This is a genomic window from Kitasatospora sp. NBC_01246, assembly GCF_036226505.1.
GTDB lineage: Bacteria > Actinomycetota > Actinomycetes > Streptomycetales > Streptomycetaceae > Kitasatospora.
The window spans coordinates 1,937,933-1,961,793 of the sequence record NZ_CP108484.1 but is presented as its reverse complement, the minus strand read 5'-3'; the positions used below and the strand labels follow the sequence as shown (position 1 = coordinate 1,961,793).

General features: G+C 67.4%; 19 protein-coding genes and 2 pseudogenes. 12 read left to right on the top strand and 9 right to left on the bottom strand.

Going from position 1 to position 23,861, the window contains the following annotated elements; genetic code table 11:
* Nucleotides 1-7 precede the first annotated feature (7 nt).
* The 4 genes from OG618_RS08345 to OG618_RS08330 form a co-directional block, all read right to left on the bottom strand.
* Nucleotides 8-706, bottom strand: a complete 699-nt coding sequence (locus OG618_RS08345) for a 2'-5' RNA ligase family protein (RefSeq protein ID WP_329486660.1) — start codon at nucleotides 704-706, stop codon at nucleotides 8-10.
* Between the two features lie 16 nt (nucleotides 707-722).
* Entirely contained in the window at nucleotides 723-2,012 is a 1,290-nt protein-coding gene (locus OG618_RS08340; protein ID WP_329486659.1) for a tetratricopeptide repeat protein, read from the bottom strand.
* 205 nt (nucleotides 2,013-2,217) lie between these two features.
* Nucleotides 2,218-2,508 carry a DUF397 domain-containing protein gene (locus OG618_RS08335; protein WP_329486658.1) on the bottom strand — a complete coding sequence of 97 codons (291 nt, stop codon included), beginning with the start codon at nucleotides 2,506-2,508 and terminating at the stop codon, nucleotides 2,218-2,220.
* Nucleotides 2,505-3,362 (bottom strand): helix-turn-helix domain-containing protein, encoded by an 858-nt coding sequence (locus OG618_RS08330; protein ID WP_329486657.1) that lies wholly within the window; start codon nucleotides 3,360-3,362, stop codon nucleotides 2,505-2,507. Before OG618_RS08330 ends, OG618_RS08335 begins: the two co-directional genes overlap by 4 nt.
* 378 nt (nucleotides 3,363-3,740) lie before the next feature.
* Between OG618_RS08330 and OG618_RS08325 the strand changes: the two genes are divergently transcribed.
* From OG618_RS08325 to OG618_RS08305, 5 genes are all read left to right on the top strand, one after another.
* Nucleotides 3,741-4,043, top strand: a complete 303-nt coding sequence (locus OG618_RS08325; protein WP_329486656.1) for a hypothetical protein — start codon at nucleotides 3,741-3,743, stop codon at nucleotides 4,041-4,043.
* Nucleotides 4,044-4,174: 131 nt separating this feature from the next.
* Nucleotides 4,175-4,366 (top strand): hypothetical protein, encoded by a 192-nt coding sequence (locus tag OG618_RS08320; RefSeq protein ID WP_329486655.1) that lies wholly within the window; start codon nucleotides 4,175-4,177, stop codon nucleotides 4,364-4,366.
* A 241-nt stretch (nucleotides 4,367-4,607) separates the two neighbouring features.
* Complete coding sequence (locus OG618_RS08315) at nucleotides 4,608-5,195, top strand: hypothetical protein (RefSeq protein ID WP_329486654.1); 588 nt, start codon at nucleotides 4,608-4,610, stop codon at nucleotides 5,193-5,195.
* A 3-nt stretch (nucleotides 5,196-5,198) separates the two neighbouring features.
* Complete coding sequence (locus OG618_RS08310; RefSeq protein WP_329486653.1) at nucleotides 5,199-6,029, top strand: hypothetical protein; 831 nt, start codon at nucleotides 5,199-5,201, stop codon at nucleotides 6,027-6,029.
* A gap of 1,029 nt (nucleotides 6,030-7,058) precedes the next feature.
* Entirely contained in the window at nucleotides 7,059-8,357 is a 1,299-nt protein-coding gene (locus OG618_RS08305; protein ID WP_329486652.1) for an asparagine synthase-related protein, read from the top strand.
* Nucleotides 8,358-8,421: 64 nt separating this feature from the next.
* On the opposite strand, the gene OG618_RS08300 is transcribed toward OG618_RS08305, so the two are convergent.
* Nucleotides 8,422-9,306: a GNAT family N-acetyltransferase gene (locus OG618_RS08300; protein WP_329486651.1), complete on the bottom strand. Its 885-nt coding sequence runs from the start codon at nucleotides 9,304-9,306 to the stop codon at nucleotides 8,422-8,424.
* A gap of 240 nt (nucleotides 9,307-9,546) precedes the next feature.
* Between OG618_RS08300 and OG618_RS08295 the strand changes: the two genes are divergently transcribed.
* The 7 genes and pseudogenes from OG618_RS08295 to OG618_RS08265 form a co-directional block, all read left to right on the top strand.
* A complete protein-coding gene (locus OG618_RS08295; protein WP_329486650.1) occupies nucleotides 9,547-9,981 on the top strand; it encodes an NUDIX hydrolase in 435 nt (144 codons plus the stop codon).
* A gap of 176 nt (nucleotides 9,982-10,157) precedes the next feature.
* A complete protein-coding gene (locus tag OG618_RS08290) occupies nucleotides 10,158-11,240 on the top strand; it encodes a radical SAM protein (RefSeq protein ID WP_329486648.1) in 1,083 nt (360 codons plus the stop codon).
* Nucleotides 11,233-12,540: a cytochrome P450 gene (locus OG618_RS08285; RefSeq protein WP_329486647.1), complete on the top strand. Its 1,308-nt coding sequence runs from the start codon at nucleotides 11,233-11,235 to the stop codon at nucleotides 12,538-12,540. Before OG618_RS08290 ends, OG618_RS08285 begins: the two co-directional genes overlap by 8 nt.
* Nucleotides 12,537-13,814, top strand: coding sequence for a hypothetical protein (locus tag OG618_RS08280; RefSeq protein WP_329486646.1), 1,278 nt, complete (start codon nucleotides 12,537-12,539; stop codon nucleotides 13,812-13,814). The genes OG618_RS08285 and OG618_RS08280 overlap by 4 nt, the downstream gene beginning before the upstream one ends.
* Complete coding sequence (locus tag OG618_RS08275) at nucleotides 13,811-14,980, top strand: glycosyltransferase family 9 protein (protein ID WP_329486645.1); 1,170 nt, start codon at nucleotides 13,811-13,813, stop codon at nucleotides 14,978-14,980. The genes OG618_RS08280 and OG618_RS08275 overlap by 4 nt, the downstream gene beginning before the upstream one ends.
* 73 nt (nucleotides 14,981-15,053) lie before the next feature.
* A pseudogene (locus tag OG618_RS38010) lies at nucleotides 15,054-15,413 on the top strand (carbamoyltransferase N-terminal domain-containing protein); the annotation flags it as partial.
* A gap of 106 nt (nucleotides 15,414-15,519) precedes the next feature.
* Nucleotides 15,520-16,173, top strand: a pseudogene (locus OG618_RS08265) (DNA-methyltransferase); the annotation flags it as partial.
* Between the two features lie 91 nt (nucleotides 16,174-16,264).
* On the opposite strand, the gene OG618_RS08260 reads toward OG618_RS08265, so the two are convergent.
* From OG618_RS08260 to OG618_RS08245, 4 genes are all read right to left on the bottom strand, one after another.
* Nucleotides 16,265-17,200 carry a DUF5655 domain-containing protein gene (locus OG618_RS08260; RefSeq protein WP_329486643.1) on the bottom strand — a complete coding sequence of 312 codons (936 nt, stop codon included), beginning with the start codon at nucleotides 17,198-17,200 and terminating at the stop codon, nucleotides 16,265-16,267.
* Between the two features lie 154 nt (nucleotides 17,201-17,354).
* The gene (locus OG618_RS08255; protein ID WP_329486642.1) at nucleotides 17,355-20,456 is read right to left on the bottom strand and encodes a type I restriction endonuclease subunit R; all 3,102 of its coding nucleotides are present in this window, start codon (nucleotides 20,454-20,456) and stop codon (nucleotides 17,355-17,357) included.
* 5 nt (nucleotides 20,457-20,461) lie between these two features.
* The gene (locus tag OG618_RS08250; RefSeq protein ID WP_329486641.1) at nucleotides 20,462-21,733 is read right to left on the bottom strand and encodes a restriction endonuclease subunit S; all 1,272 of its coding nucleotides are present in this window, start codon (nucleotides 21,731-21,733) and stop codon (nucleotides 20,462-20,464) included.
* Nucleotides 21,730-23,709, bottom strand: coding sequence for a type I restriction-modification system subunit M (locus tag OG618_RS08245; protein ID WP_329486640.1), 1,980 nt, complete (start codon nucleotides 23,707-23,709; stop codon nucleotides 21,730-21,732). Before OG618_RS08245 ends, OG618_RS08250 begins: the two co-directional genes overlap by 4 nt.
* Nucleotides 23,710-23,861: the final 152 nt, after the last annotated feature.

Here is a 23,861-nt window from a genome sequence, read left to right as displayed (position 1 = left end):
CCGCCGCCTACTGAAGTTCGAGGCGGTGGAGAACCTCCCACCGGTATTCACGTGCCTCCCGGCGCAGCTCCACGAGGTCCACCCCGGTGATCTCCAGCGGGACCGGTTGGATCTCCCGGAGTCGCGAGACCTGGTCGATGATCGGTTGAGCCGGCCGGACCGAAGGGTTGTAGGCGATGCTCAGGTGCGGCCGGAACGAGGAGGTCTGACGGCCGCCTGTCACCCCGGCTTCCCGCCCGCAGGCAGCCAGTGCTGCGTGAAGTGCCACCAGGGGCCGCCATGGCGTCAGAGTGAAACGGACCGCCCCCTGGGAGCCGGCCAGCGGATGTGCTGCGATCTCGAAGCTCTTCAACCCGCGCTGCCTGACCCGCCGAACCAGCTCCGCCAGCACCTCCGGAGAGGTGTCCACGGATTCGCCGACCCGTGCCACTGTGACGTGCAGACCGTCCGCCGGGACCAGGTCCAGGCCGAGCCCGTCGAGCCCCTCCTGGCACGCGCGGGCCGTTCCGATCAGAGCGGAATCGTCCGGGAAGGTCAGGAACCAGTACAGCGCACGTCGCTCCTCGCTCCAGCCCGCCCGGTCCCAGTGGTTCTTCATCGTCGCGGTCGCGTCGAACACCGACTGGTCGTGTGCGGTGATCGCTTCCGGGCTGTCCAGGTCGGCGGGAGGCTCGGCCGGGAACGCCCGGCTGTCGGTCAGAAGCACGTGCCAGAACTCCTTGCTAGGTCGTCGCGCTCGCCACGAGCGGGGCCGCGAGAGGACTCGACTCCCAGGAACGCAGCCGCTCCGCATACTCCCGCACCCCGGCCTCGCCACGCCAGGCACCAGCTTGTCGCAGCAGTTCGCCACCTCGCTGGTGGACCGAGCGAATCGGGGGCATCCCGCCGGCCTCGATCGCGGTGGTGCCCAGCGCCATGGCCTGCTCGACGTCGGGGCGGTTGCCCTGGAGGTGTGCGGTTGCGAGGTCGAGGCCCACCAGGGCTCGCGTCCAGGCCGACTCAGAGGAGACGACCATCGGCTCGATCTCCTTGGCGAGGGAGAACACCTTCGAGGTGTCGCCGAGGGACAGGTGCGCTGTAATGGCGTTGGCGAGCGTACGGGCCGGCGAGTACGCGCCCAATGAGATGCAGGAGCTCACGCCTTCCGGCAGGTCGTCCGTGCGGCCGGTAAGGGCAAGTGCGGCGCCGATCACGTACTCGGCCTCGCGCTTCACCCCGAGGCGGGCGAGCGCGCGGGCTCGCCCGTTGATGAGCGGGCGAATCGCCAGCGGGCTGCTCGGGTCCAGCTCGACCGCCATCCGGGCAGCCTCGTCCGCCTTCTTGTAATCCCGCTGGTAGTAAAGGCTGAACGACTGCGTGCCGAGCACCCACATCTGGAGCGCGGTGTCCTCGATCTCCGCTGCAACGCCCATGGCTTCGGCGAGGTAACCCGCAGCGGCGTCCGGCTGGCCGGAGTTGACCGACATGTACCCGAGTAGAGCCGCGACCTGTCCGCTCAACTGCATCGTGCGCTCGCGCTGGCGCAGTGTCTGACGTCCACTGAGAAGTACCTGCAGCATGGACCGAAGAAGCAGCGCCTCGCGCGCCAACTGCTGCGGCCCGAGCATCTCGTAGTGCTCCACGATCTCGGCGATCCGGCTTTCGGCCAGGGCCAGGAGTGCCGGATCCACGGCCGACGGCGACGAGCCGACGCCCAGAAGGGCACTCGCATCGAAGGGGCTTCGAGCCGTGCCACGAGAAGCAGCGTCCCCGACCTCCTCGAACAGGGCCATCGGCGGCTCGTCGAGCATGTCGAACATGTACATCAACACGCGCACGGTCTCGGGCCGCGGCTCATGCCGGTCACCGTCACCCATCCACCGGTAGAAGGTCCGACGCGACACCGTCACGAACAGCAGGTCCCGGTTGTCGTCCCTCTGCGCAGCCAGCTTCCGGGCTCTGCTCAGCTCGATGTCGAACGTCAGATACCTTGTCCAACCACGTTGCTGGCAGAGCTGGGCAATACGCAGCACTTGGACACCTCCCCGCTGAACGACCTGCCCGCAGGTGACGATCAGCGATACAGTCTGTACGCATTGTTACTCTCGGGAAACCACATCAGAAGCCCGCTCATCAACGGAACTCGGGAAGTGCGCGCCCAGCCACTCATGGCCCTGGCCTGGAGCGCTGACGTTCACGCCACCCCGATGCCGAGTCGATGTGCCCCGTGTTGTGGAGTCAGGGACGATCAAACCGTCCCGCCTTGGCACCCGCGAGGAAGTCGTCCCACTCGCCGGCCGCGAAGAGAAGGGGATCTCGGTCAGGATTCAGCGAGTCGCCAGTGCTGACGAGCCCACGGTCAAGAAACGCGACCTGGAGGCAGTTGCTCCCGCCGGTACTTGCCGTCAGCCACGTCGCGCGTTCGAGTTGGTCCTTGACCCAGGCCGGATCGAGGGAGTTCTTCTCTTCTGCTGTGACGATGCTGTCGGAATCAGACACAGGGCGGTGGGGCGCGAGATTGTGTGTCACGAGAGGTCCTTGGCGATTTGAGCGAGGAGTTCGAGCGATTCCTTTGGCGGCAGTGCGTCGGTCTTCAGCTGATCGCTGGTGGTGTGGTAGTCGGTAACGGTGTCAGGGTTGTTGAGGTGGAGGGCGGTCTTCATGCCCTCGATGGTGACCGAGTCGTGTCCGGTCGGGAACGTCCACGCCATGAACGGGCCGTCGCAGCCGGCGTGCGCGCCGCGCGAGAGCGGGATCACCTGGATGACGATGTTCCTGTGCGTGCGGGCCAGTTCGATGAGATGTAGTGCCTGGGCACAGGCTGTGGCTTGGCCACCGACCTCCTGGCGAAGTTGGGCTTCGGTCAGGATCGCCCGAATCCGAAGCGGCGTCCTGCGCGAGAGGGCGGCATGTCGGCTGTTGCGTCGCACTGTGATGAAGCGCTCGATGTCCTCGTCGCTCTTCCAGGCACGGCCGGCGATGATCACAGCCAGCTCGTAGGCGTCGCACTGGAGTAGGCCGTGGACAGCGACAGGCGACCAGATGAACAGGCTGGATGCGATCTCCAGGTTGGCGAGGTAGTCGCCCAGTGGGTCGTCGGCGACACCGGGGTAGCGCTGGTGCCAATCTTGATCGCGGGCGTTCCGGACCATATCGCGCCAGGCTTCTTGCACTGCAGGTTCGGTGATCCCGAGAACTGCGAAGAAGTGGGGGAGCTGTTGCGGCTTGATCCCCTGAGTGCCGTTCTCGATCTTCGAGATGGTGGACGCGGAGCCGTATCCGAGTTCGACGGCCGCTTGTTCAACACTCCAGCCGAGGCGCTTGCGGGCAAGTCGGACCTCGCTGGCGAGTCGGCGTCGCCTGGGTGTCGGCTCGACGGGCACTGCAGCACCTCCCCTTCGTTGGGAAAGGCTAGCGCTTGGACAGCTGCTCGCATATGCCGGTTCGGCGAAAAGGGCAGAGTTTCCTTTTCGACCCTCTTGCCGCTCGTCTGACGTAGCGTCATCATCGGTCACGGTCGGAAACGGGACGCACGCCACCCTACGCGGAGAGGCACCCCCACCCCCCCGTCGGCCCATCGAACCTCGTTACACCACAGCCCGGTTGCTGCTCGTGGGCTCGAACCTGGTGCTACGACGTCAGCTCCACGACGGCGCCAGGGCGGCTCTTCGCAGACTTCCGGGCGGACGGGAGGCAACACGTGGATCAGGGAACCGTCCTGGCGGCACTCGAGGCGGGTCCGGAGCGGGAGGCCGCGCTCGTTGAACGAAGTTCTGCCTACGGCCCGCGACCTCAACACGCGGACCACGGCATTCACCTCGGCATTCGAGGCAGCGGAGGAGTGGCGCTACCGGACCGCGGCGGCGAACCCGCACCCGGCCGGCCGCTACGGCGCAGCCTCGGCGGAGCAGTTCCGCACACCGATCACCGATGACAACCCGAACCTTTTCCGGATCGGTGAGCACGAGCGGCTCCGGGATGGGGCCACCTGGGATCCGGCCACGTGGACCTACGGCGGCGCCGAGACCCCCGCCAGCCGGACCATGCGACCATCGCCGCGCTGATCGCTGCGAGGTTCACCCAATCGCCCGGCGTGGACGTCGTGTGCAACCGCGTCACTTTGCCCGACGGTCAGACAGCACATGGGATGCGACTACTGCGAGGCGGGCTGCCCGGCCTGATGACATCCGAGCTGGTGAACCTCATCCAGCCGGGATCGACCCCGCACGCCGCCGCGTTCCAGGTCGTCGGAGCGTGCCCGGTGCTGGACCTCGTCCTCATCTCGACCGGCAGCCGCGCGCACTGGGACGATGCCACGACAGCTCTCGCCCGCCCGATTCCGGAAGACCGACTCAAGAAGGTGCTCGATGTCCTCTCAGCCGGATGACGAAACCCGACACCGCCTGGAGCACGCACACGCGAGGGCCACCGCCTTCCTCGGTCTCGTCTGCTCCGGGCCGTCCGTCTTCGGTACCTCCGGTTCGACCGTTGGCCGCCGGGCTGATGGCCTCTGGCTCCGGGTCTCCTGCCACAGCCGCCGTCGCGCTCCCCGGCCGCCTGGTCAAGGACCGCTTGGAGCACAGCAGCTCATTCGGGAGGCCGTTCCCCGCCCGCAGCTGCATGACACCGTGGACTGGACCGAGGATGGTTACTTCTACCAGGCCGACCTCTTCGACTTCACCGGGCCGGCGGTGTCCGTGACACCGGATCTGCGCGAAGACCCGGGTCTGGAGGATGACTGGTGGAGTGACCTGAAGAGCGCGCTGGACGGCATTGCCACGGCGCCCGGGACGAAGATCACCTTGCGGTCGGCCTGGATGGAGGAGGTGTTCCCCAAGTACCTCGGCATCCCGGCCCCCACGGAGGTCGAGCGGGTCACCGGTCACGGGGACCTGCAGTGGGCCAATCTGACCGCCCCGCGGCTCATGATTCTGGACTGGGAGCGCTGGGGACTCGTCCCGGCCGGCTACGATCCTGCGGTTCTGTGGGTGAGCGGCCTTCTCGTGCCAGCGGTCGCACAACGCATCCGCGTGGAGTTCTCCGATGTCCTGGACACACCGGCGGGACGTATCGGTCAACTGGTCGCCCTTGCTGAGATGCTCCAGGCCGTCGACCGCGGGTACTACCCGGAACTGGCACCCTCCCTTGCCGAGCAGGCCTGTGAGTTGACCGGGGTCACCCCGCCGCAGGTCATCGCCACCGGATTCGTCCGGTAGACCATGGATCTCCGGCAGGAACCCGTCGATCACGTGCTGGACCAGGTGGAGCAACGCCTCGGCACGGCGTTGGTCCGGACCGGCGTGGTGTGCAAGCGCCGGACCGTCGGAGTCCGTACCGACCGCAGCAGCTGGGTCCGGGTTGAACGCCGCCCGTGGGTGCGGGCCCGGGAACAGGGCTGGGGTGGAGTCGAAGCCGCGGTCGTGCTGGCCGGCGTGGCGATGCCGCGCTGGTTCGGTTCGGTAACGTGGCAGGACCCTCACGACCGGGCGATCTGGCAGGCGGACGAGACCTCGCTGCTGCCGGGCCAGCCGGTCGGTGGGGCGGTAGTGGCTGCCGACCCGGAGCTGCCGGATACGTGGTGGCGCTCGCTGAACGCCTCGTTGGACGCACTTGCCGCTCAATGGACGGCGCGAGTGGCGACCCCGGACACTGAGCAGATCACCCAGAAGCTGATCGACGACACCATCGGAGCCGCCTTTCCGGAGGTACAGGACACCAGGGTTGAACGGTGGTGCCCTGCACACGCAGACCTGAACTGGGCGAATGTCACCGGTCCTGGTGAGTTCTGCATGTTCGATTGGGAGGACTGGGGGATGGCGCCGTACGGACTGGATTCGGCGTCGCTGTACGCTGCCTCGCTCGCCGTACCGGCGCTCGCGGACCGAGTGCGCACGGAGCGTCAGGCAGACCTGGAGAGCCGGGACGGGACAGTGATGCAGTTGTTCGTGCTGGCGAAGATCGTCGGACCGTACACCGATCCGGAGGATCCGCGGGCCGGGCCGGCACGGAGGGAGGCAGTACAACTGATCCGTGCTCTTCAATCGGGCTGAGGGGCAGCCCTGCCGAGAGGGAGTGTCGCTGGCGGTGGAACAGCGTCTCGTTGGCGACGATCACCCGGCTCGCCTCCGCACTGACCAGAGGCCGTGCCCAGCTCCGCAACCAAGTCGAACAGCGCACAGAGACGGAGTAGACATGAACCCCACCGCACGGCCTCGTGGCGCCCACGGCGCTGAGGACGTCGCGAGCGCGAAGGAAAGAGGCTGGCGTGACCTGGCCCCATCGACGACGCCTACCAGGCGGGAGAGATCACGGCCGCCGAGTGGCACGCTGCCGTCCTGAACGTTATCGAGCTGGCCTACCTCAACGGCGACAACCCGCGGGCCCAGTCGGGCCACAGCGGCGACGAGACGCGCTGGCGAGAGGCACGCAGCCTGCTCATCAGCCGAATTCCTGCGCGAGCATCGACGGCTTCGGCGGGACGCATCGGCCAACTCGTGGCCCTCGTGGAGATGCTCCAGGCTGTGGACCGAGGATGCTATCCGGGGCTTGGCCCCCTTCTCCTCGGTGCAGCTGAGAACTTGACCGGCGCGTCCTCGGCTTCCAGCCCGAATTCGGGTGAACGGGCCCAGACGCGGATGCTGCCTCGTGTGCGGGCGGCGAGGTTCCTCCTGGCGTCGTAGGAACTCGGTCACGTCACGACAGCCGAGGGATTGGCGCCGCTGGGGAAGGACCGCCCGGTGGAGGTCTTTCTGCTGCGCGAAGTTGATGAGAGGTCAGGTCGGATGGTTGACGCCGTTTCGCCCGGGACGTCTCGGGGACGTCTTGGGACGGGATCGCGACCGTCCTCGCGTCGGCTGCCAGCATGGACGGATCGCCATGCGGTCACTGTGAGGGATCGAATGGTAACTCTGACGATCAGGGAGGGTGTTCGTGTCGACGAAGTCAGTGCCCGGCGACGGGCAGCATGGCAAGGGGAGTAAGGGGAGCCCGGGAGGCGGGGCCACCCAGGGCGCCTGGGCGTTCGTCCAGGATCTGACTCGCGGCCTACTGGCGCTGCGCCGCAGGTGAGTCTCCTGCCAATGTTCGAGGACGGGGCCGGCCGCAGGTCAGCTGATCCGCTGGTTCTGGCGGGCCCCGTCCCCGTGGTCGACCTGTCTGCGCTGGCCCTGCTCCTGGCGCCTCCGGCGATGCTGGGTGAGTTCATCCCGGCCTCGCCCTGGCGTAACGTTCACCGGGTTCCCGCCGCCCTACCGCAGGCACAGGCCGCTGATCTCAGGTCGGCGTTCACCGCCTCTGTCCGCGAGCTCACCGAGGGCGCGCAGACGATCGGGGTCCTGGTCTCCGGCGGGTTGGACTCGCTCGCAGTACTGCTCCACGTGCTGCGGGTTGCCGATGATCGCCGTGTAGTGGCGCTGACCACGGACCTGCGCGACGATGCCGGCAGTAGCGCTGCGGCTGTAGTCCATGAATTAGTGGATGCGCTGAGGCTTCCCACGGACCTCGTCGTGCTCGACCCCGCGCGGGATCGCGCCGAGCCGGCGTGGACTGCAGCAGGGCCACGGCTGGATGCGCTGCCCGAGGTGAACGCGGCGGCGGCAGAGGCAGCGCACTCGCTCGGGTGCGCGATGCTGCTCTCCGGGGACGGTGCCGATGAGCTGTTGGGCGTCCCGCGGTTCGCCGCTGCTGAGGTAGCCCGACGGCGGGGGGTGCGAGGCGCTGTGCAGTATGTGAGCGACATGGCACGCTCGGGCCCGGGGGCGTTTGGGGAAGTCGTCGCGCTGGCGGCGGGGTTGCTGCCTCGTCAGGCTCGGGCACGGGCCTACTGGGCCGCCAACTGGCCGTCCTGGTGTGATCCCGTGGCGCCCGCCGTGCTCGCGGAGCCGTTCCGAGAGGCGGCTACCGAATGGGCCAGGAGATGGGTGGACGGCACAGTCGCTGCCCATGCCTCGGCCGGGCGCACGTGGGCCCAGGCCGACGCCCGCGACGCACTGCTGCCCCGCGAAATCATCATGCCAGCGGGGAGGGTGGCGGAGGCCTCGCCGTTCCTACACGCGGGGTTCCTCGCCGCGGCCCTCGCGCTGCCGATCGGCGACCGGTACCACCCGGGCCTTCCCAGCGCCTATCAGCGCTGCAAGGCCCAAGTGATTCGGCTGCTTCCCAGCGGAACCGTCCATGCGCTACCCCAGCGCAAGCAGTACTTCACCGCCGCCCTCGGTCTGCAGGCTGAAGCAGGCCGGAAGGCGCCGATCTGCGTGGAGGCCGGGCTGATCGACCCGGCCGCTCTGGCGATCGAGCGGGACGCGGCCGTGCTCCTGGTGGTGGCAGCCATCGAGCGCTGGTTGGCCGGCGCCCTGGAGCACGGCGCCGACCTGCGATGACAACCCCACTGATGCTCCCGCGATCGGAGCGGACACATTGAACCAAGGTGCACCGTGTGGAAGTTCAAGGACGGCGCGAGAAGCTCCACAGACGATCGACCTCAACCAGACCTGCTCGGTCGTACATCAGATTCGCGGCGGCCCGGCTTCGCTCAACATCGTCGGCCGGGGCGTCGTCGTCCACGAACAGGACGACCTCGCTCGCCCCCAGACCCGCGAGAAGGTCAAGGCAGGACCCCACCAGCGCCGGCCCCAGACCGCGCCCGCGGTGCGCGGGGGTCACGCTGATCCACCACAGCACACCGATCCCTGCGACAGGTCGGCCGATCGTCGCCTCGGCCATCAGTTCACCGTTGTCACTGCGGATCTCCAGCTGCTTTCCAGGCGGCTCCTCGCACTCGCTCACCGTGTAGGAGGCAGCGTGCGGCAGGCCCGCGATCGGCAGCGGGGAGTGCATGTAGCGCCAAAGGTTCCGGCCCGAGAACCCGGCCAGCTCCAGCGCCTGGCGGGTCTCGGGGCGGTGGCCTACGGGCAGGCCCTCCAGCCCGAGTGTCAGCGCGGATGCGAATTCGAAGGCGAGGATCATGCGGTCGCCGAGCTCGCGCACCACGTGGGTGATCAGCGCGCTGGCGATGACCTGGTCTTCCTGGCAGTGCAGCCACAACAGGAGCCCAGTGCCGTCCGAGGGGCGCACGGCGTACGAAATGACCCCCAGTACTCGCCCGGAAGCGTCATGGACGACGTCGGTGCTCGGAGCGTCAAGCTCCTCCCACCATCCGGCGTCCACCTGCGACTTGCCAGCCAGTGCGTCGGCCAGCATGCTCGCGGTGCTCTCAGGTTGGCCCGTGAGTCGGTCAGCGTTCACCAGCGCGAGGACCGCGTCCTGGTCGGCCGTCTCATAGGGACGTACGGACAGGCCCATCGCCGGACCGGTGGTCACCGTTGCCACGCTCACGCGCCTCCTCTGTTGTGCGCCGACTGCCCACTCACCCGCCGTCGAGGCGCCGTTGCGCCTGTGGCTCTCGGAGGATGGCGTCGGAACTGTACCGCCTTGGGGCGAGATATGACTCTATGTCAGATCGCTTGGATGCGTTGGCTTCCCAGCGACCAGGCCCAGGGGTTGGCCCGGGAGACGACCCGGGCCCGGCTGGGGTTCTGGTCATCCATCCCCTCGTACTGGAGGTACCCGATGCCCGAGAAGGTCACCAAGGAGAAGGTTCTCGTCTACGTCGTCCGCGACGGGAAGCTGCTGGTCTTCCGGCACACCGACTACAGCTACGAGGAAGTCGGTATCCAGGTCCCCGCCGGCAGCATCCGCACAGACGAGACACCGGAGGCCGCAGCTCTGCGTGAAGCTCGCGAGGAGACGGGGCTCGCTGGCCTCAAGATCGTGCGAAAGCTTGGTGAGACCACCTACGACATCAGCCCATACCGCTTCGAGATCCAGCACCGCCACGTCTTCCACCTTGAGCCGACCGAACCCACCCCGCAGCGGTGGATGAGCCAGGAGAACCACGACGACGAGCAGGATCCGACTCGGTTCGAGTGCTTCTGGATGCCGCTGGCGGCAGCCCATATCCTCCAGTCCGGCCAGGGCGCCTTGCTGGGAAGCCTGTTCGACTAACCATCCCGCGCGGGTCAGGTGCGCTCCCCGGACTCCGGCGGCCAGGCGCACTGCTGGATCAGATTTTGCGTTCATAGACGGCTGCGCCGCGAGCCACCGGTCCACGGCACCGGCTGATCAACTGGGAAAATGGGGGGCATTTCATGCCTGAGCACGCGCTTGACGTTCCTATGTCCGTGGGCGACCTTCGTCGCCGGATCGGTGATCTGTCGCTGCGTCTGCGCACATCCGGGATTCAGACGAAGCCGGCCGAGCCGCGGTTCACCGACTACGACAAGATCCGGCTGCCCAGCGGCGAGCTGGTCGGCCGCAAGAAGGTCATCATCATGTCCGGCGGCTGCTCGGTGCCGACGTGCACGATGTGCCCCTTCACCAACTTCAACAACTACGGTATCGACGGCGGCACTTCGCCCGAGAGTCTTCTGGACCAGGTACGGCGCACGCTGGCCCGGACCGAGAACGAGCCCGCCTACGAGGTGCTCTCCCTCTACAACGACGGCAGCTTCTTCGCCCCGCGCGAGATCCCCCGCGTTGTCCAGGTCGAGATCGCCCGCCTGGTCGCGGCGGCCGGGGTGAAGCGTCTCGTGGTCGAGTCGCTGCCACAGTTCGTCACCGCCTCGGTGCTGGCCCCGTTCGTGAAGGCCCTGGGCGGGGTGCAGCTGGAGATCGGGATCGGGCTGCAGTCCGCCGACGAGCTGGTGCGCGAGACGCTGGTGAACACCCGCATCTCCCAGAAGTCCTTCGAGCGGGCGCTCGCGGTGATGGCCGACCTCGGGGTGGACCCGAAGATCTACCTGATGATCAAGCCGCCGTTCCTGACCGACGGCGAGGCGGTGACCGACGTGGTGAAGTCGGTGGACTACCTGACCGGTCTCGGCGTGCGCGGGATGACGCTGTGCCCGACGCGGGTGTCGCGCAACACGGTGGCGTGGGAGCTGTGGCAGGCCGGCCAGTACACGCCGCCGAACCTGTGGACGGTGGTGGAGGCGGTCCGCCGGGTCCACGAGCGGCTCGCGGTGCGGGTCGCGTGCGTGAACCTGCGCGGCACGGACTTCGAGTCTGTCTTCCCCGACGCGTGCCCGTCCTGCGCGGACCAGGTGGTGGACGCGCTGATGCGGTTCGGGGAGAGCGGCGATGCGGCCGACCTGCCCGCGGACTGCTCCTGCCGGCCGCCGCTGGAGGTGATCGCGCTCGACCACGCCGCCATCACCGCCCGCGCGGCGCAGCAGCTGAACGTCCTGGAGCGCTCCGGTGTCTGACCGGACCGTCACATCGACGGCCGGCGGGCTACCCCCATGGCACGCGGCCCACGGCTTCGACGCCGACCCGCTCGGCGTCCTGGACGAGGGCCACCACCGGCACGGGCCGGTGTTCCGGATGCCGGTGGACGGCGTGGAGACCGTGCTGGTCGGTACCTGGGAGGGGCTGGGCGAGCTCTTCGCGGCCGAACGCGGCCACCTGGAGGTGCTCAACACCCCGCTGGTGCACGACCTGTTCGGCCATGCGCTGTTCAACCTCACCGGGGACGGCCACGGCGAGGCACGGCGCCGACTGCGGACCACGCTGTCCGGGCGAGCGCTGCCCGGCTACGTGTCGGCCCTGCTGGAGGTGACCGCCCCCGTGGCGGCCTGGTGGGCGCAGCACGGTGCACGGGATCTGCACCGAGAGATGCGGGAGTTGACCGGCGCGATGAGCGCTCGTGTCCTGCTCGGCGTCGCCCCGGAAGAGGCGGACGCGGCGGTGTTCGCCTCTGACTTCGAGCGGTTCGTCGGGGCGACCGGCGCGCCGCCGGGGCCGGCCAGGTTTGCGACCGCGCGGTACTGGGCGGGGCGCGCCGCGCGGCGGCGACTGCACGATCTGTTCGCCCGGCGGGCCGCCGAGGCCATCCGGGTCGCGTCTGCCGACTCGGCACTCGCCGGCCTGGTGGCCGCCTTCGATGACGCCCCGGCAGCAGCGGGGCCGCTGGCAGACCATCTGCTGGCTCTGCTGATCGCCGCACGGGAGACGACGGCGAGCCTGGCCACCTGGTGCCTGGTGGGGCTGGCCGGCTACCGGGAGCTTGCCCGGCTCGCGGCAGCGGAGGCCCGCGCGGTGTCGGCGGAGCCGGAGCTGCTGGTGCGGCGCGGCGCTCTGCCGGTGCTGAAGTCGGTGCTCGCCGAGACCCAGCGCCTGCACTCGCCGAACTTGCTGTCGATGCGGGAGACGGTCTGCCCCGTGACCTTGGGCGGCCACCGGATCGAGGCGGGCACGCGGGTGGCCTACTCACCGTCCGCCGGGCACTTCGACCCCAAGGTCTTCCCCCAGCCCCACGCTTTCCGTCCAGGACGCTTCCTCGCCGGGCAGGCCCACCGGTCACGGCTGTGGGCGTTCGGCGGCGGCGCGCACGCCTGCCTGGGCCGGCCGCTCGCCGAACTGATGGCCCTCACCGTCATGACCTCCGTCCTGAACCGCGGGCTTCCACAGCTGCCCGACGGGCCGCCCACGCGGATCCGCCACCGGCCCGCCAAGGCCCCCATCGACCCGCTGTCCTTCGCCCTCGACCAGGAGCCCGCTTCGTGACCCGCACCCCGCCCGACGCACTCGCCGTCCTCCAGCAGGCTGCCGCCCAGCACGCGGCCGGCCGGCACCGGCTGCACCTGGTGCCCAGCGAGAACGGGCTGTCGCTGGCCGCCCGCATCCCGCACCTGATGGACGCCGCCGTCCGCTACGCCTTCCCCGGAGACGGAACCGAGAACTGGGCCTGGCCGGGCCGCCAGGACCTCGTCGCCGTCGAGCAGGCCGCCGCGGAGCGGCTGGGCGCGCAGCTGGGGGCGGAGCATGTGAACCTCAAGCCCGTCTCCGGGGTGTCGGCGCTCACGGTCGCACTGTCCGCGCTGGCCGGCCCAGGCGCGACCGCGTTCAACCTCGCCGAGCGCGACGGCGGGCACGGCTCGACCCGCTTCATCGGCACCCGGCTGGGACTGCAGATGCGCGATCTACCCGTTGACCCGGCCACCTGCACCCTCGATCTGGACGCCCTCGCCCGCCTCCTTGGGACCGGGTCGCGGCCTCAGCTGGTGTACCTGGACGCGTTCATGTGCCTGTTCCCCGTGGACCTTCCGGGCCTTCGGGAGGTGGTCGGCCCCGAGGCGGTGATCCACTACGACGCCTCGCACACCCTGGGTCTGATCGCCGGCGGCGCCTGGCAGAACCCGCTCGCCGAGGGCGCGGATAGTCTCGGCGGCTCCACTCACAAGACCTACCCGGGCCCGCACAAGGGCCTGCTGGCAACCAACGAAGCCGGTTTGGCGGCCCGGCTGGACGAGCATGCCTCGCACTTCGTCTCCCACCACCACCCGGCCGACGTCGTCGCCCTGGCCGTAGCCGCCGCCGAGATGGACGCCCGAGGCCGGCAGTACGCGCACGCCACCGTCGCCAACGCCCGGCGCCTGGGCGCGAAGCTGGCCGAGCGCGGGTTCACGGTATGCGGGGAGAAAGCAGGGTTCACCGACTGCCACCAGCTGTGGATCGACATCGCCCCGCTGATGGACGCCGAGCAGGCCTCCCGCCGCCTGTTCGAGACCGGGATCGTCGTTAACGCGATCCCGCTGCCGCACATTACCGCCGACGCGGGACTGCGCCTGGGCGTGCAGGAGGTCACCTGGGCCGGGATGCGCGAGGACTGCATCGACGAGCTGGCCGCCATCTTCACCGCCGTGCTGCGAGACCGGGTGGATCCGGCCGCCGTCACGCCCCGGGCCCGGGCCCTGGCGGCGGCGTACCGGCCGGACGGGGCGGACGAGCAGGTGCTGTGCTCGGCGCTCGCCGCGGCCGGGATCGGAGGTGACGCGTGATCCCGGAGCAGATCCCGGGCAAGGGCGTCTTCCTCGGTCCCGTGCACACCATCGAGACGTTCGAGATCCGCCCGGACTGCCGACACTTCGCGGGCGGGATGCCGTGCCGGTTCTGGCGGCCGTGCCACGGGTGTCCGCACCACGACCCGGTCGACTTCCGGGTGCTGATCGTGATGCTCGGCCTGCTGGGCGACATGCTCATCGCGTCCCCGCTGCCCAAGCGGATCCGCGACGACCACCCGGGCACGCACGTCACCTGGCTCGTCGACGAGGCAAACGCCCCGATCCTTCGGATGAACCCCTACGTGGACGAGGTCCTCGTCCACGACTGGGAGGCCGCCGCCCAGCTGCCCTCTCGCCACTTCGACGCCGTGTATTCCTTCGAACGAACCCCGTCGGCGGCGGCGCTGGTCGACCGGATCGAGGCCCGGCACAAGGCCGGGCTCGCCTTCGGCGGGCCCCACCACGGCCTGTATCCGATCGGCCCGGCCGCGGAGCAGTTCTTCCGGCAGAACACCTGGAACGACTACCGCACCACCACCAACGCGCAGACGTGGACCGAGCTGTACTTCGCCGTCGCCGGTTACGAGTACGCCGGCGAGCCGTACGTCCTGGCTGTGCCAGAGGACGCCCGGCGGCGGGCGGCCGGGCTGCTCGGCGAGCGCACCGGACCGCGGGTGTGCCTGAACCTGGGCGGGTCGCTGGCCGCGAAGTTGTGGCCGGCCCGGCACTGGGCTGAACTCGCCGACGCGCTCCTGGACCACGGCGCGCAGCTGGCGATCCTGGGCGGCCCGACCGACCAGGCCGCGTGCGAGGCGCTGGTGCGTCACCTGCGGATGCGCGGCGCCGACGAGTCCAGGGTCGCGTACGCGCCGCTGAGTCTGGAGGAGGCGTCCGCACTGCCGGGTCTGGTCGACGTGGTGGTGACCGGCGACTCCTTCGGCTTCCACCTCGCGCTCGCACACACCAAGCCGACGGTGCTGCTGCTCGGGCCGAGCAACGGCGCCGAGGTCATCCCCAAACACGTCACCAACGTCACCGCGCTGCGCTCGACGCTGGCGTGCTCGCCGTGCGCCCATCAGGTCGCCTGCGGCGGGGTCGGCGGCTGCATGGACACCATCGACCCGGCCACCGTCCTCAAGGCGACCCTTGACCACCTGACCTGACCGTCTGCCCGCACCCGGCCACACGCTGGGGATGGGCGACTTTCGCGAGAAGGAGTGATCTGCGTTGGGAATTGTGCTGGGGCTGGGCGGCCCCTACTACCACGACGCCTCTGCCTGCCTGGTCATCGACGGCCGCGTCGTCGCCTTCGCCGAGGAGGAGCGGTTCTCCCGACGCAAGCACCACAAGGACTCCCGCTCCTGCGCCGTGGCCGCGGCCTACTGCCTCGCGGAGGCCGGCATCACCCTGGCCCAGGTGGACGAGATCGCCATCGCCTTCAACCCCACATGGCCCGAGCCCAGCGACACCTGCACCGACAGCGAGCTGATCGCCGAACTCCTCGACCCCACCCTGTTCGGCCACCACCGGCCCCGCCAGATCACCGTGATCGAGCACCACCTCGCGCACGCCGCCTCCGCCTTCCACCCGAGCGGCTTCGACGAGGCAGCCGTCTTGGTGGTCGACGGCTCCGGCGACGGCATATCCGCCACCCTCGCCCACGGCACCATCAGCGGATGCAAGGTCCTGCGCCAGTTCCCCTTCTCCGGGCGGCAGGACGTCCTCCGAGCGCACCAGCCGCGACGCCCGCGCCAAGTACGTGACCTCCAACTCCGCCCACGACCTGAAGACCTTCCCCGGCGAAAACCGCGACCAGCGCTCCTACCGCTCGTGGCTCACCGAACTGCTCACCGAGTCCTACCGGGCGAGCACCGAGCACTCGGTCGCGATGGTCTTCTCCGACTGGAGGCAGGAGCCCACGACCAGCGACGCGCTCCAGATGGCCGGATGGACGTGGCAGGGCACCATCCCGTGGATCAAGCCCGCCAGCCGACCGAGGAAGGGAGGCTTCAAGCAGTCCGCGGAGTTCATCACCTGGGGCGTCAAGGGCACCCTCGACAACAGCCGGGCGATCTACCTGCCGGGTCACTTCATCGCCAGCCAGCCCCGCAAGGACCGGGTCCACATCACCCAGAAGCCGCTGGAGATCATGCAGCAGCTCGTCCAGATCTGCCCCGAGAACGGCGTCGTCCTCGACCCCTTCACCGGCAGCGGCTCGACCGGCATCGCCGCCCTGCGCGAAGGCCGGCGCTTCGTGGGTGCCGAGCTCTCCCCGCACTACGCCGAGATCGCCGACCAGCGACTGCGCGCAGAGCTGACCCAGGACGACTTCGTCCTCGCCGGACCGGAGGCGTGACGGTGAGAGCCCCGGGCGGACGGCACCGCACGGGCCGCAGACGCAGAAGGGCGGCTGGAGCATCATTGCTCCAGCCGCCCTCACGCCTTCGTCAGGCCGCCTGCACCGCCCGCCGGATCAGCGGCACCGCCTTCTCCAGGTCGGCCGCCGAGGCGATCCGCACCTCCAGGTCCCCGGTCCCCAGGTGCCCGATCCCGCGCATGTCGCGCGTGAAGCCCTCCTCCAGCACCATCGTGTCCGGGTCCAGCCGCAAGTACAGCAGGATTGCCCGGTGGGAAGGGGACGGCCGGAAAATCACGCTCGCCACGTTCTGCAGACGGCGGTAGGCGATGTAGTGCCGGAGGGGGACGACCTCCACCTCGCCCGACATGTTGAGTACCTCGTCCAGCTCGTTGTAGAGGTCCCGGAGGCACTCTGGTGCTTCGAGGAGAACCGGCAGCTCGGCGGCCTCGGCGGCAGCCGCCAGAACCGCGGATGCGTTCGATCTGCGCACGGCCGCAGTGCTGACGGCGGCGGAGACCGGCTCGACCAGCTGGAGGCTCAGCAGCCCGCCGTCGAAGACCCGGTAACGGACCAGCTCGATCGGCCAGTGCCGACCGAGGTCGCCGACCGCGACCCGGTCGTGGTGCGAGTACCCGGCCGCGATGCACAGTGCCCGGGGCGAGCGCCAGTTGATGGACTCGGCCGCCTCCGGGCCCAGCTTCTCCCTGACGAGGGCCTCGAACTCGTGGCGGCAGCTCTTCAACCAGGTCAGGTAGGAGACGGCCTGCGAGACTACCCCGCTGTCGTTGCCCTTCTTGAACTCGACCACGACCGGCACGCCGTTCTCGTCCAGGCCGAGCGAGTCCACCCGCCCCCGGTGCCACGGACCGGTCGGGTACTCCGACGCCAGGAGCCGGATGCCGAGCATACGCTCCATCCCCGCCTCCACCCGGCGCTGGAGCCGCACCTCCAGCGCCACAGTCGAGCCGCGCAGCTCCACGTCCTGGCCGTCCGCCCCGAGCCTAAACACCTTGAGATCGCTCACCCAGCCCCCTTCGCACGATCGTACGAAGAGCCCAATCGAAACGGGGGACGCCGTATTCCACTTCGGCCCATCGTTCGAGGGCGAGATCAACTCACCTGGGAACCCCACTGACCAAGTCGGACCAGCACCCCACAACTGCAGCGGCCTGACGACTTCATTCAGAAGCCTCCTGCTCGGCGTCCAGACGCACGCCGTGGAAGGCGCCGGCGATGATGCTGTCCAGGCCCTTGCCGTCGCCGACGACCTCGGCGACTACCCTCCCGAGTTCCCCGGGGGCGGCAAGAAGGGTGTCGAGGATCCGGTCCCGGACCTTCTCGGACTTCAGGAAGTTCTCCAGGCTGTTCTCCAGCGCACGCGACCTCAGCACCTCATCGGACTTTGCCGCCTGGATGACAAGCGCCATCAGTCCGGCGACGGCAGACTCCGACAGGTCGTCGAACAGGGTGTTGAGAGTGTCGATGACCTCCAGTAGCGGGACCATCTCAGGGTCCTTCACCTTGGCCGTACCCAGCGCGCTCGGTCCGGTCAGCTTGTCGCCCTTCTCGGTGACTGACACGTTGGTGACGCCCTTGTCCTTCTGCTCGATAGCGACCAGCCGGGCGCTTGAGATGTCGATCTCGTCGTGCGTCCGTTCGGCCTTGATCCATTGGGCAAGTTCACGGCAGAACGCGCACAGGTCTTCGAGCGGGGAGCCAGAATAGTCGTAAACCTGAGACAGAAAGTCGTACAGTCGCACGAATGAGGAGACGTTCTTCCGGAACTGCTCCAGCCGCTCCACGGTCTGAGTGTCCTCGTCGCCCTGGGCCTGCTCCCATGCCAGGGCGAACCGGTCCTGAGCCCGGCTCATTGCTGCGGTGATCGCGTTGCGGTCACCGTCCTGGGCGCCTTCGGCGAATTGGGTGACATCCTGGTTGTCGAAGATACCGAAGGTGCGCAGCCCCATGGCCAGCACGTGCAGTTGGTTGGGATTGGTCTCGGTCTCGATCTCGGCTTCCTCGTAGTACTCCGCGAAGGCCGCCTGGATGTCCTTAGGCTCGTTGATGAAGTCCAGGATGAACACCCGGTCCTTAACCAGGTTTCCCGTCCGGAAAGTGCGGTTCAGGCGCGACAGGGTCTGCACAGCCTGGATACCGCCCAGACGCTTGTCGACGTACATAGCGCACAGTAACGGCTGATCGAACCCGGTCTGGAACTTGTCCGCAGCTATCATGACGCGGTAGTTCGGCTCGGCGAATGCCTCGGCCAGGTCGGGTCCGACGCCCGGATTCATCTTGAACTCGGAGACCTCCTCATGGATGCCGGACTCCGGGTCGTCTAGAGTGCCGGAAAACGCAACCAGGGTACCCAGGTCGTACCCCCTGGCCTTGATGTACTTGTCGATCGCCAGCTTGTACCGCAGCGCGTGCTTGCGCTCCGAGGTCACGATCATGGCCTTTGCGTGACCGTCCAGCAGGCCGGCCACATTGGTACGGAAATGCTCGACGATGATCTCAACCTTCTGGGAGATGTTCGTCGGGTGCAGCCGTACGAACCGCTTCAGAGCTTTGGCCGCTGCGGTTTTCTCGACCAGGTTGTCCTCGTCGTCGGCGGAGACGTTGACACCGTTCTTCTTGATCGCCTCAGCGATCTGGTAAACGGTCCCGTAGTTTTGGTAGCGAGGCAGGACGTCCAGGATGAACCCCTCCTGGATGGCCTGCTTCATCGAGTACACGTCGAACGCGGACGGCTTGGCATTGGGCGTCTTTCGGCGCCCAAATAGCTCGATCGTCTTGGGTTTCGGGGTGGCGGTGAACGCGAAGAATGAAACGTTCGGAGTCGGGGCGTCAGCAAACGCGTTGATTGTGTCCTCGGCGTCAACCTCCGCGCCCTCATCGATTTCCTGACCGCCGGCGCGCAGTACTTGGCGCACCTTCTTGGCGGTGGCACCGGCCTGTGAGGAATGCGCCTCATCGGCGATGACCGCGAACCGGTGCCCGACCAGCGAGCCGTCCTGTGCCAGGAACTTGAGCACGGCCGGAAAGGTCTGGATGGTCACCACCACGATGCGGCGACGGTCCTGCAGGGCCTTGAGCAGTGCACGGGACTTGGAGCCCTCGTCAGTGCGGGCCCTCTTGTCGACGTTGTAGACGTAGTCCGGCTTGCCCTCGATCTGCAGGATCGCACGTTGCATCTGGTCGTCGAGCACAGTGCGGTCGGTGATCACCACGACTGTGTCGAAGATCTTGCGACCCGTTTCGTCGTGCAGGTTCGACAGGCGGTGCGCAGTCCACCCGATCGTGTTCGTCTTGCCCGACCCTGCAGAGTGCTGGATCAGGAACCGTCCTCCCGCGCTCTCAGTCTTGACCTGCTCGACCATCCGCGAGACGGCCTGCCACTGGTGGAAGCGAGGGAATATAACCTTCGTCGAAGTCTTGCGCTCGCGCGTGATCGCGTTGGTGCTTGTCTTGACGTCCACAAACAGCATGGAACCGAAGACGTCGAGCCACGTGTCGCGGGCCATGACCTGCTCCCACAGGTACGCGGTGGCCGGCCCATGCTCGTTGACCGGGTTCCCCGCGCCACCGTTGTTGCCCTTGTTGAACGGCAGAAAGTAGGTGTTCTCACCGTCCAGATGGGTCGTCATGCGGACCTCAGACTCGGTGACCACAAAATGCACAAGGGCCCCGGTGCCGAACGCCAGCAGCGGCTCTCCCCTGGGGTTGCGGTCCTGAGCGTACTGCTTGACCGCAGCGTCGATAGACTGCTTGAAGTTGGTCTTCAGCTCAAACGTGGCCACCGGGATGCCGTTGATGAACGCGACCAGATCGATGCTGTCGTGAGGCTTTTTCCGCGAGTAGTGCACCTGCCGCATGATCCGCAGGCGCACCTTGTCGTAAGCAGCCTTGCGGGTGGTGTTCGTCGGGTCCGCCGGGCGCCACTGGACCATCTTCAGCTCGTCCCGCAGCCCCACAGGGACGTTCGAGCGAAGCAACTGCAGGGTTCCACCAGGGCCACCGCCCCTGTTATCCAGCGGGGTTGAGCGCAGCTGCACGATCAGGTCCAGCAGTGCCTCCTTTGCCGAGTCCGCTCGCAGGCCAGAACCGATGCTGCGCTCCCACGCCCTCGGGTCCAGGTCCTTAAGCCACCCGAACACGTCATCCGGAAACAGGGCACGCTCAGTGTCGTATCCCTCCCCGTTCGGGGAGTACAGCCACCCCTGGGCGGCCAGGTACTCACAGATGCGCTGCTCGAACTCCGACTCGTAGGTCAGGTCCACCTGGTTCAAGCCTCCTTGGGGAATTCGATCTGGCCGGTCACGGCCGCGGTGATGAGCGCGATCCGACGCTCTTTGGCAAGGTCGATGTGCCGCTGCGTCTTCTCGATCAGGATGTCGATCTCCGCTGTTACACGGTCCAGGTGATTGAGGATGCGACGCTGTTCAGCGGCCTCAGGAACATTCATCGGAAGGTTCACGATGTCGTCCCTGCTGATGTTCAGCATCGAAGAGCTCGCACCAGATGCGGCCATCTCGATCAAATCCCTGACACGGCGGCTGGCCATCAGGTAGGCGACATACCGGGGCAACGCTTTGGACTCGTCAAGGGCGAGAGCGTAGAGCTTGTCGCTCAGCATGAGCCGAGGGTAGTCTCCGGCCACTACAGCTGCACTGCCGACAAGGTCACGGGTGTTAGCTCGGGAGACCAAGAGATCGCCGCGCCGTACCACCGTTGACGGACGCGGCTCCAGGTCTGCGGGGAGTTCTTTATTTTCTTCCGGTCGGAAGAGCCCGCGGTTAGCTGCCCCGGCTTTTAGGACTGCCCAGGTCTGGACTCCATCACCAGGCCAAGGAAAGCACTGGGGGCTCCACCCCTGGCGAACGGACCGCGCCAGGTGCTTCAGCCGTGTACCGGGCACCGCCGGCACAACCTCCGCAAGCTCATGCTCAACGACTGCTCGACGTCGTTCCTGAAGCCGTCCAATGAACCGTTCCAGCGCGGCAATGAGGCCGTCGATCTCAGCGGCCTCCCGATCCAGGTGGTCAGCGATGGCGCGTTGCTCAGGACCGGAGGGAAGCGGGAGGGGAACAGCTGCCAGCTTCTCGGCCGTCAGGTGCGGCATGGAGACGACGTTGCAGTACCTCCGGAGGAACCCGGTGGCGCGCAGGGCGATCAGGTAGTACGCAAGGAATCGCCCATCATTCCCAGTTCTCGACCGGACTCGGTTGATCGAGTTCTGGAACCCCCAGCCATCGAGGTCTTCACCCACATATGCAGCACGCCCGAAGCCTCCCTGTCCGCCCTCGACCACGACGACGTCACCCTGCCGAAGGGTGAGATCGTCCAGCTCGGAAGGCGAGAACCACATTTCCTTCACGTCGCCCAAGGCGAGGACGCCGTCAGGCTGGACGTTGGCCGCCCTCATGTACGGAGCAAGGACGTCTTGGCCGGTGTCGTTTGTCTGGAGCATCTTGCCGAGAGTGACACTGCCCAGATGCTTGACCTGACCGATCGTCCACGGCTGCTGGGTGTCTCCCCAGGGAAGCGGGGTGCTCACTTGCTTGCCTCCACCCTGTGCAGCAGGCCGAGGATCTCCTGCAGGGACTCGTCGAGGTCGGCGTCGATCTGAGCAAGCGTGCGCGGGGGCACGTACTTGTAGAAGTGGAGGGTGAACGGGATCTCGTAGCCCACCTTGGTCTTGGTGTCGTCGACCCACGCGTCCTCGAAGTGAGGCTTGACCTCCGCCGTGAAGTACGCCTTGATGGTGGCGTCCTTGGCGTCGTGGCTCTTTGGGTGCCCATTCCAGGCGAAGGGGACGATCTCGGTATCACGCAGGGGGATGTCGGGTTCTGGCTCCCCCTTGTTCTTGCCGGACTGGAAGCGGCAGATGTCGGCGTTCTCGTCGCGCTCGCCGAGGGTTTGCCACAGGGCCTTGCGCTGCGCAGAGGTCAGGCTGATGCCGCAGGAACCGAGGTGCTTGCCCAGGTCGTTGAGGAAGGCCTCGCGATTGAGGTAGTGGCCCCCGTGGAAGGAGTTCAGAGCGTCGATGAGGCCGTCGATGTGCCCGAGGCTCTTGTGCTCAGCGACGAGGGCGACGCGCTCGGGCTTGGTCTCGAAGTTGCGCCGCAGGGGCCGCTCGACGGTGATCTGCCAGAAGGCGAAGTCGAGACTGTCGAAGATCTTGGACGTCTCCGAGGACTCCATGTCTGCGTACTGCTGCAGCACGCGTTCCCGGGCGGCGTCGTCGATCTCGACGCGCTTGGAGCCCAGCGACTTGCGCATCTTGGCGCCCAGCGCGGTGGCGTCGATGAGCTGTACTTTGCCTTGGCGCTCGGGGTGTTTGTTGTTGTCGAAGATCCACAGGTACGTGGGAATGCCGGTGTTGTAAAACATGTCGCTCGGCAGCGCGACGATGGCTTCGATCAAGTCGTTCTCCAGCAGCCACCCCCGGATATTGCTAGAGCCGCTTCCGGCGCCGCCCGAGAACAGCGGGGAGCCGTTCAGAACGATGCCGGCCCGGGCGCCGCCATCCTGGCTGTCAGCGGGGTTCATCTTGGCAATCGCATGCTGTACGAACAGCAGAGCACCATCGGAGGTCGGAGGTAGGCCAGCCCCAAAGCGACCACTGAAGCCCCTCTTGTGCTCCCTCTCCACATCCTCGGCGATGTTCTTCCAGTCCACTCCGTAGGGCGGGTTGGAAAGGATGTAGTTGAACCTGTCGTCCGGGAACAGGTCCTTGGTCAGGGTGTTGCCCAGCGCGATGTTCTGGGGGTTCTGGCCCTTTGCGAGCATGTCGGAGCGGCACATGGCGTAGGACTCGGGCCGCAGCTCCTGCCCGTACAGGAGAAGCTCCGCCTCCTGGTTCATGCGGTGCAGGTGCTCCTCTGCCACGCTGAGCATGCCGCCGGTGCCGACGGTGGGGTCGTAGATGCTGCGGATGGCGTCGCCGGACAGCGCGTTGTCATCTTCGGCGAACAACAAGTCGACAAGCAGGTTGATCGCGTCGCGGGGGGTGTAGTGGTCGCCGGACTCAGCGTTGGACGACTCGAAGTCCATGTAGATGAGGTGCTCGAACAGCTGGCCCATCTTGGAGTTCGGCACTGCCTCGGGGGACAGGTCGAGGTCGCGGAACTGGCGGACGATCGTGGCGAGGATGCCACCTTTCCTCATCCGGTCGATGTGCTGGGGCAGATGGAAGTTGGCGAAGATGTCGATGTCCTCGCTGAACCCACGCACATACTCCAGCAGGTTGTCTGCCATGTCGTCACCGGAGTCGTACACCGAGGCGAGGGTGTGCTTCGTCGTGTTGTAGAACTTGAGGCCGCCTGTGAAAGACTTGATCATCTTCACGCGCAGCGTCTCGTTCGGCTGCTGGGCAATGATCGCGGCAACCTGGGCGCGGTGGGGTGCCATGACGCACTCCAGGCGCCGCAGGATCGTCATGGGCAGGATGACGTCACCTGCCTTGTTGCGGGCATACACCCCGCGAAGCGTGTCGGCGATGGCCCAGGCGTCCTTCTCCAAGTCGACCACGTGACTTGTCCTTCCTAGCGCGGCTGCTGGGGCACCCGCTGAGAGGCTGCCCAGTGATGGTGCTGGTCCACAGGCGAAAATGTAAATTGTGCCACTGACAGGACCGGTGTCGCTCAAGAAGCAGCGCCTGACTGATTTAGGCTAAAAGTCCG

Coding starts and splice junctions, on each gene's coding strand:
- OG618_RS08295 (WP_329486650.1), top strand. CDS start 9,547: ATGCCCGAGAAGGTCACCAAGGAGAAGGTTCTCGTCTACGTCGTCCGC.
- OG618_RS08310 (WP_329486653.1), top strand. CDS start 5,199: ATGGATCTCCGGCAGGAACCCGTCGATCACGTGCTGGACCAGGTGGAG.
- OG618_RS08305 (WP_329486652.1), top strand. CDS start 7,059: ATGTTCGAGGACGGGGCCGGCCGCAGGTCAGCTGATCCGCTGGTTCTG.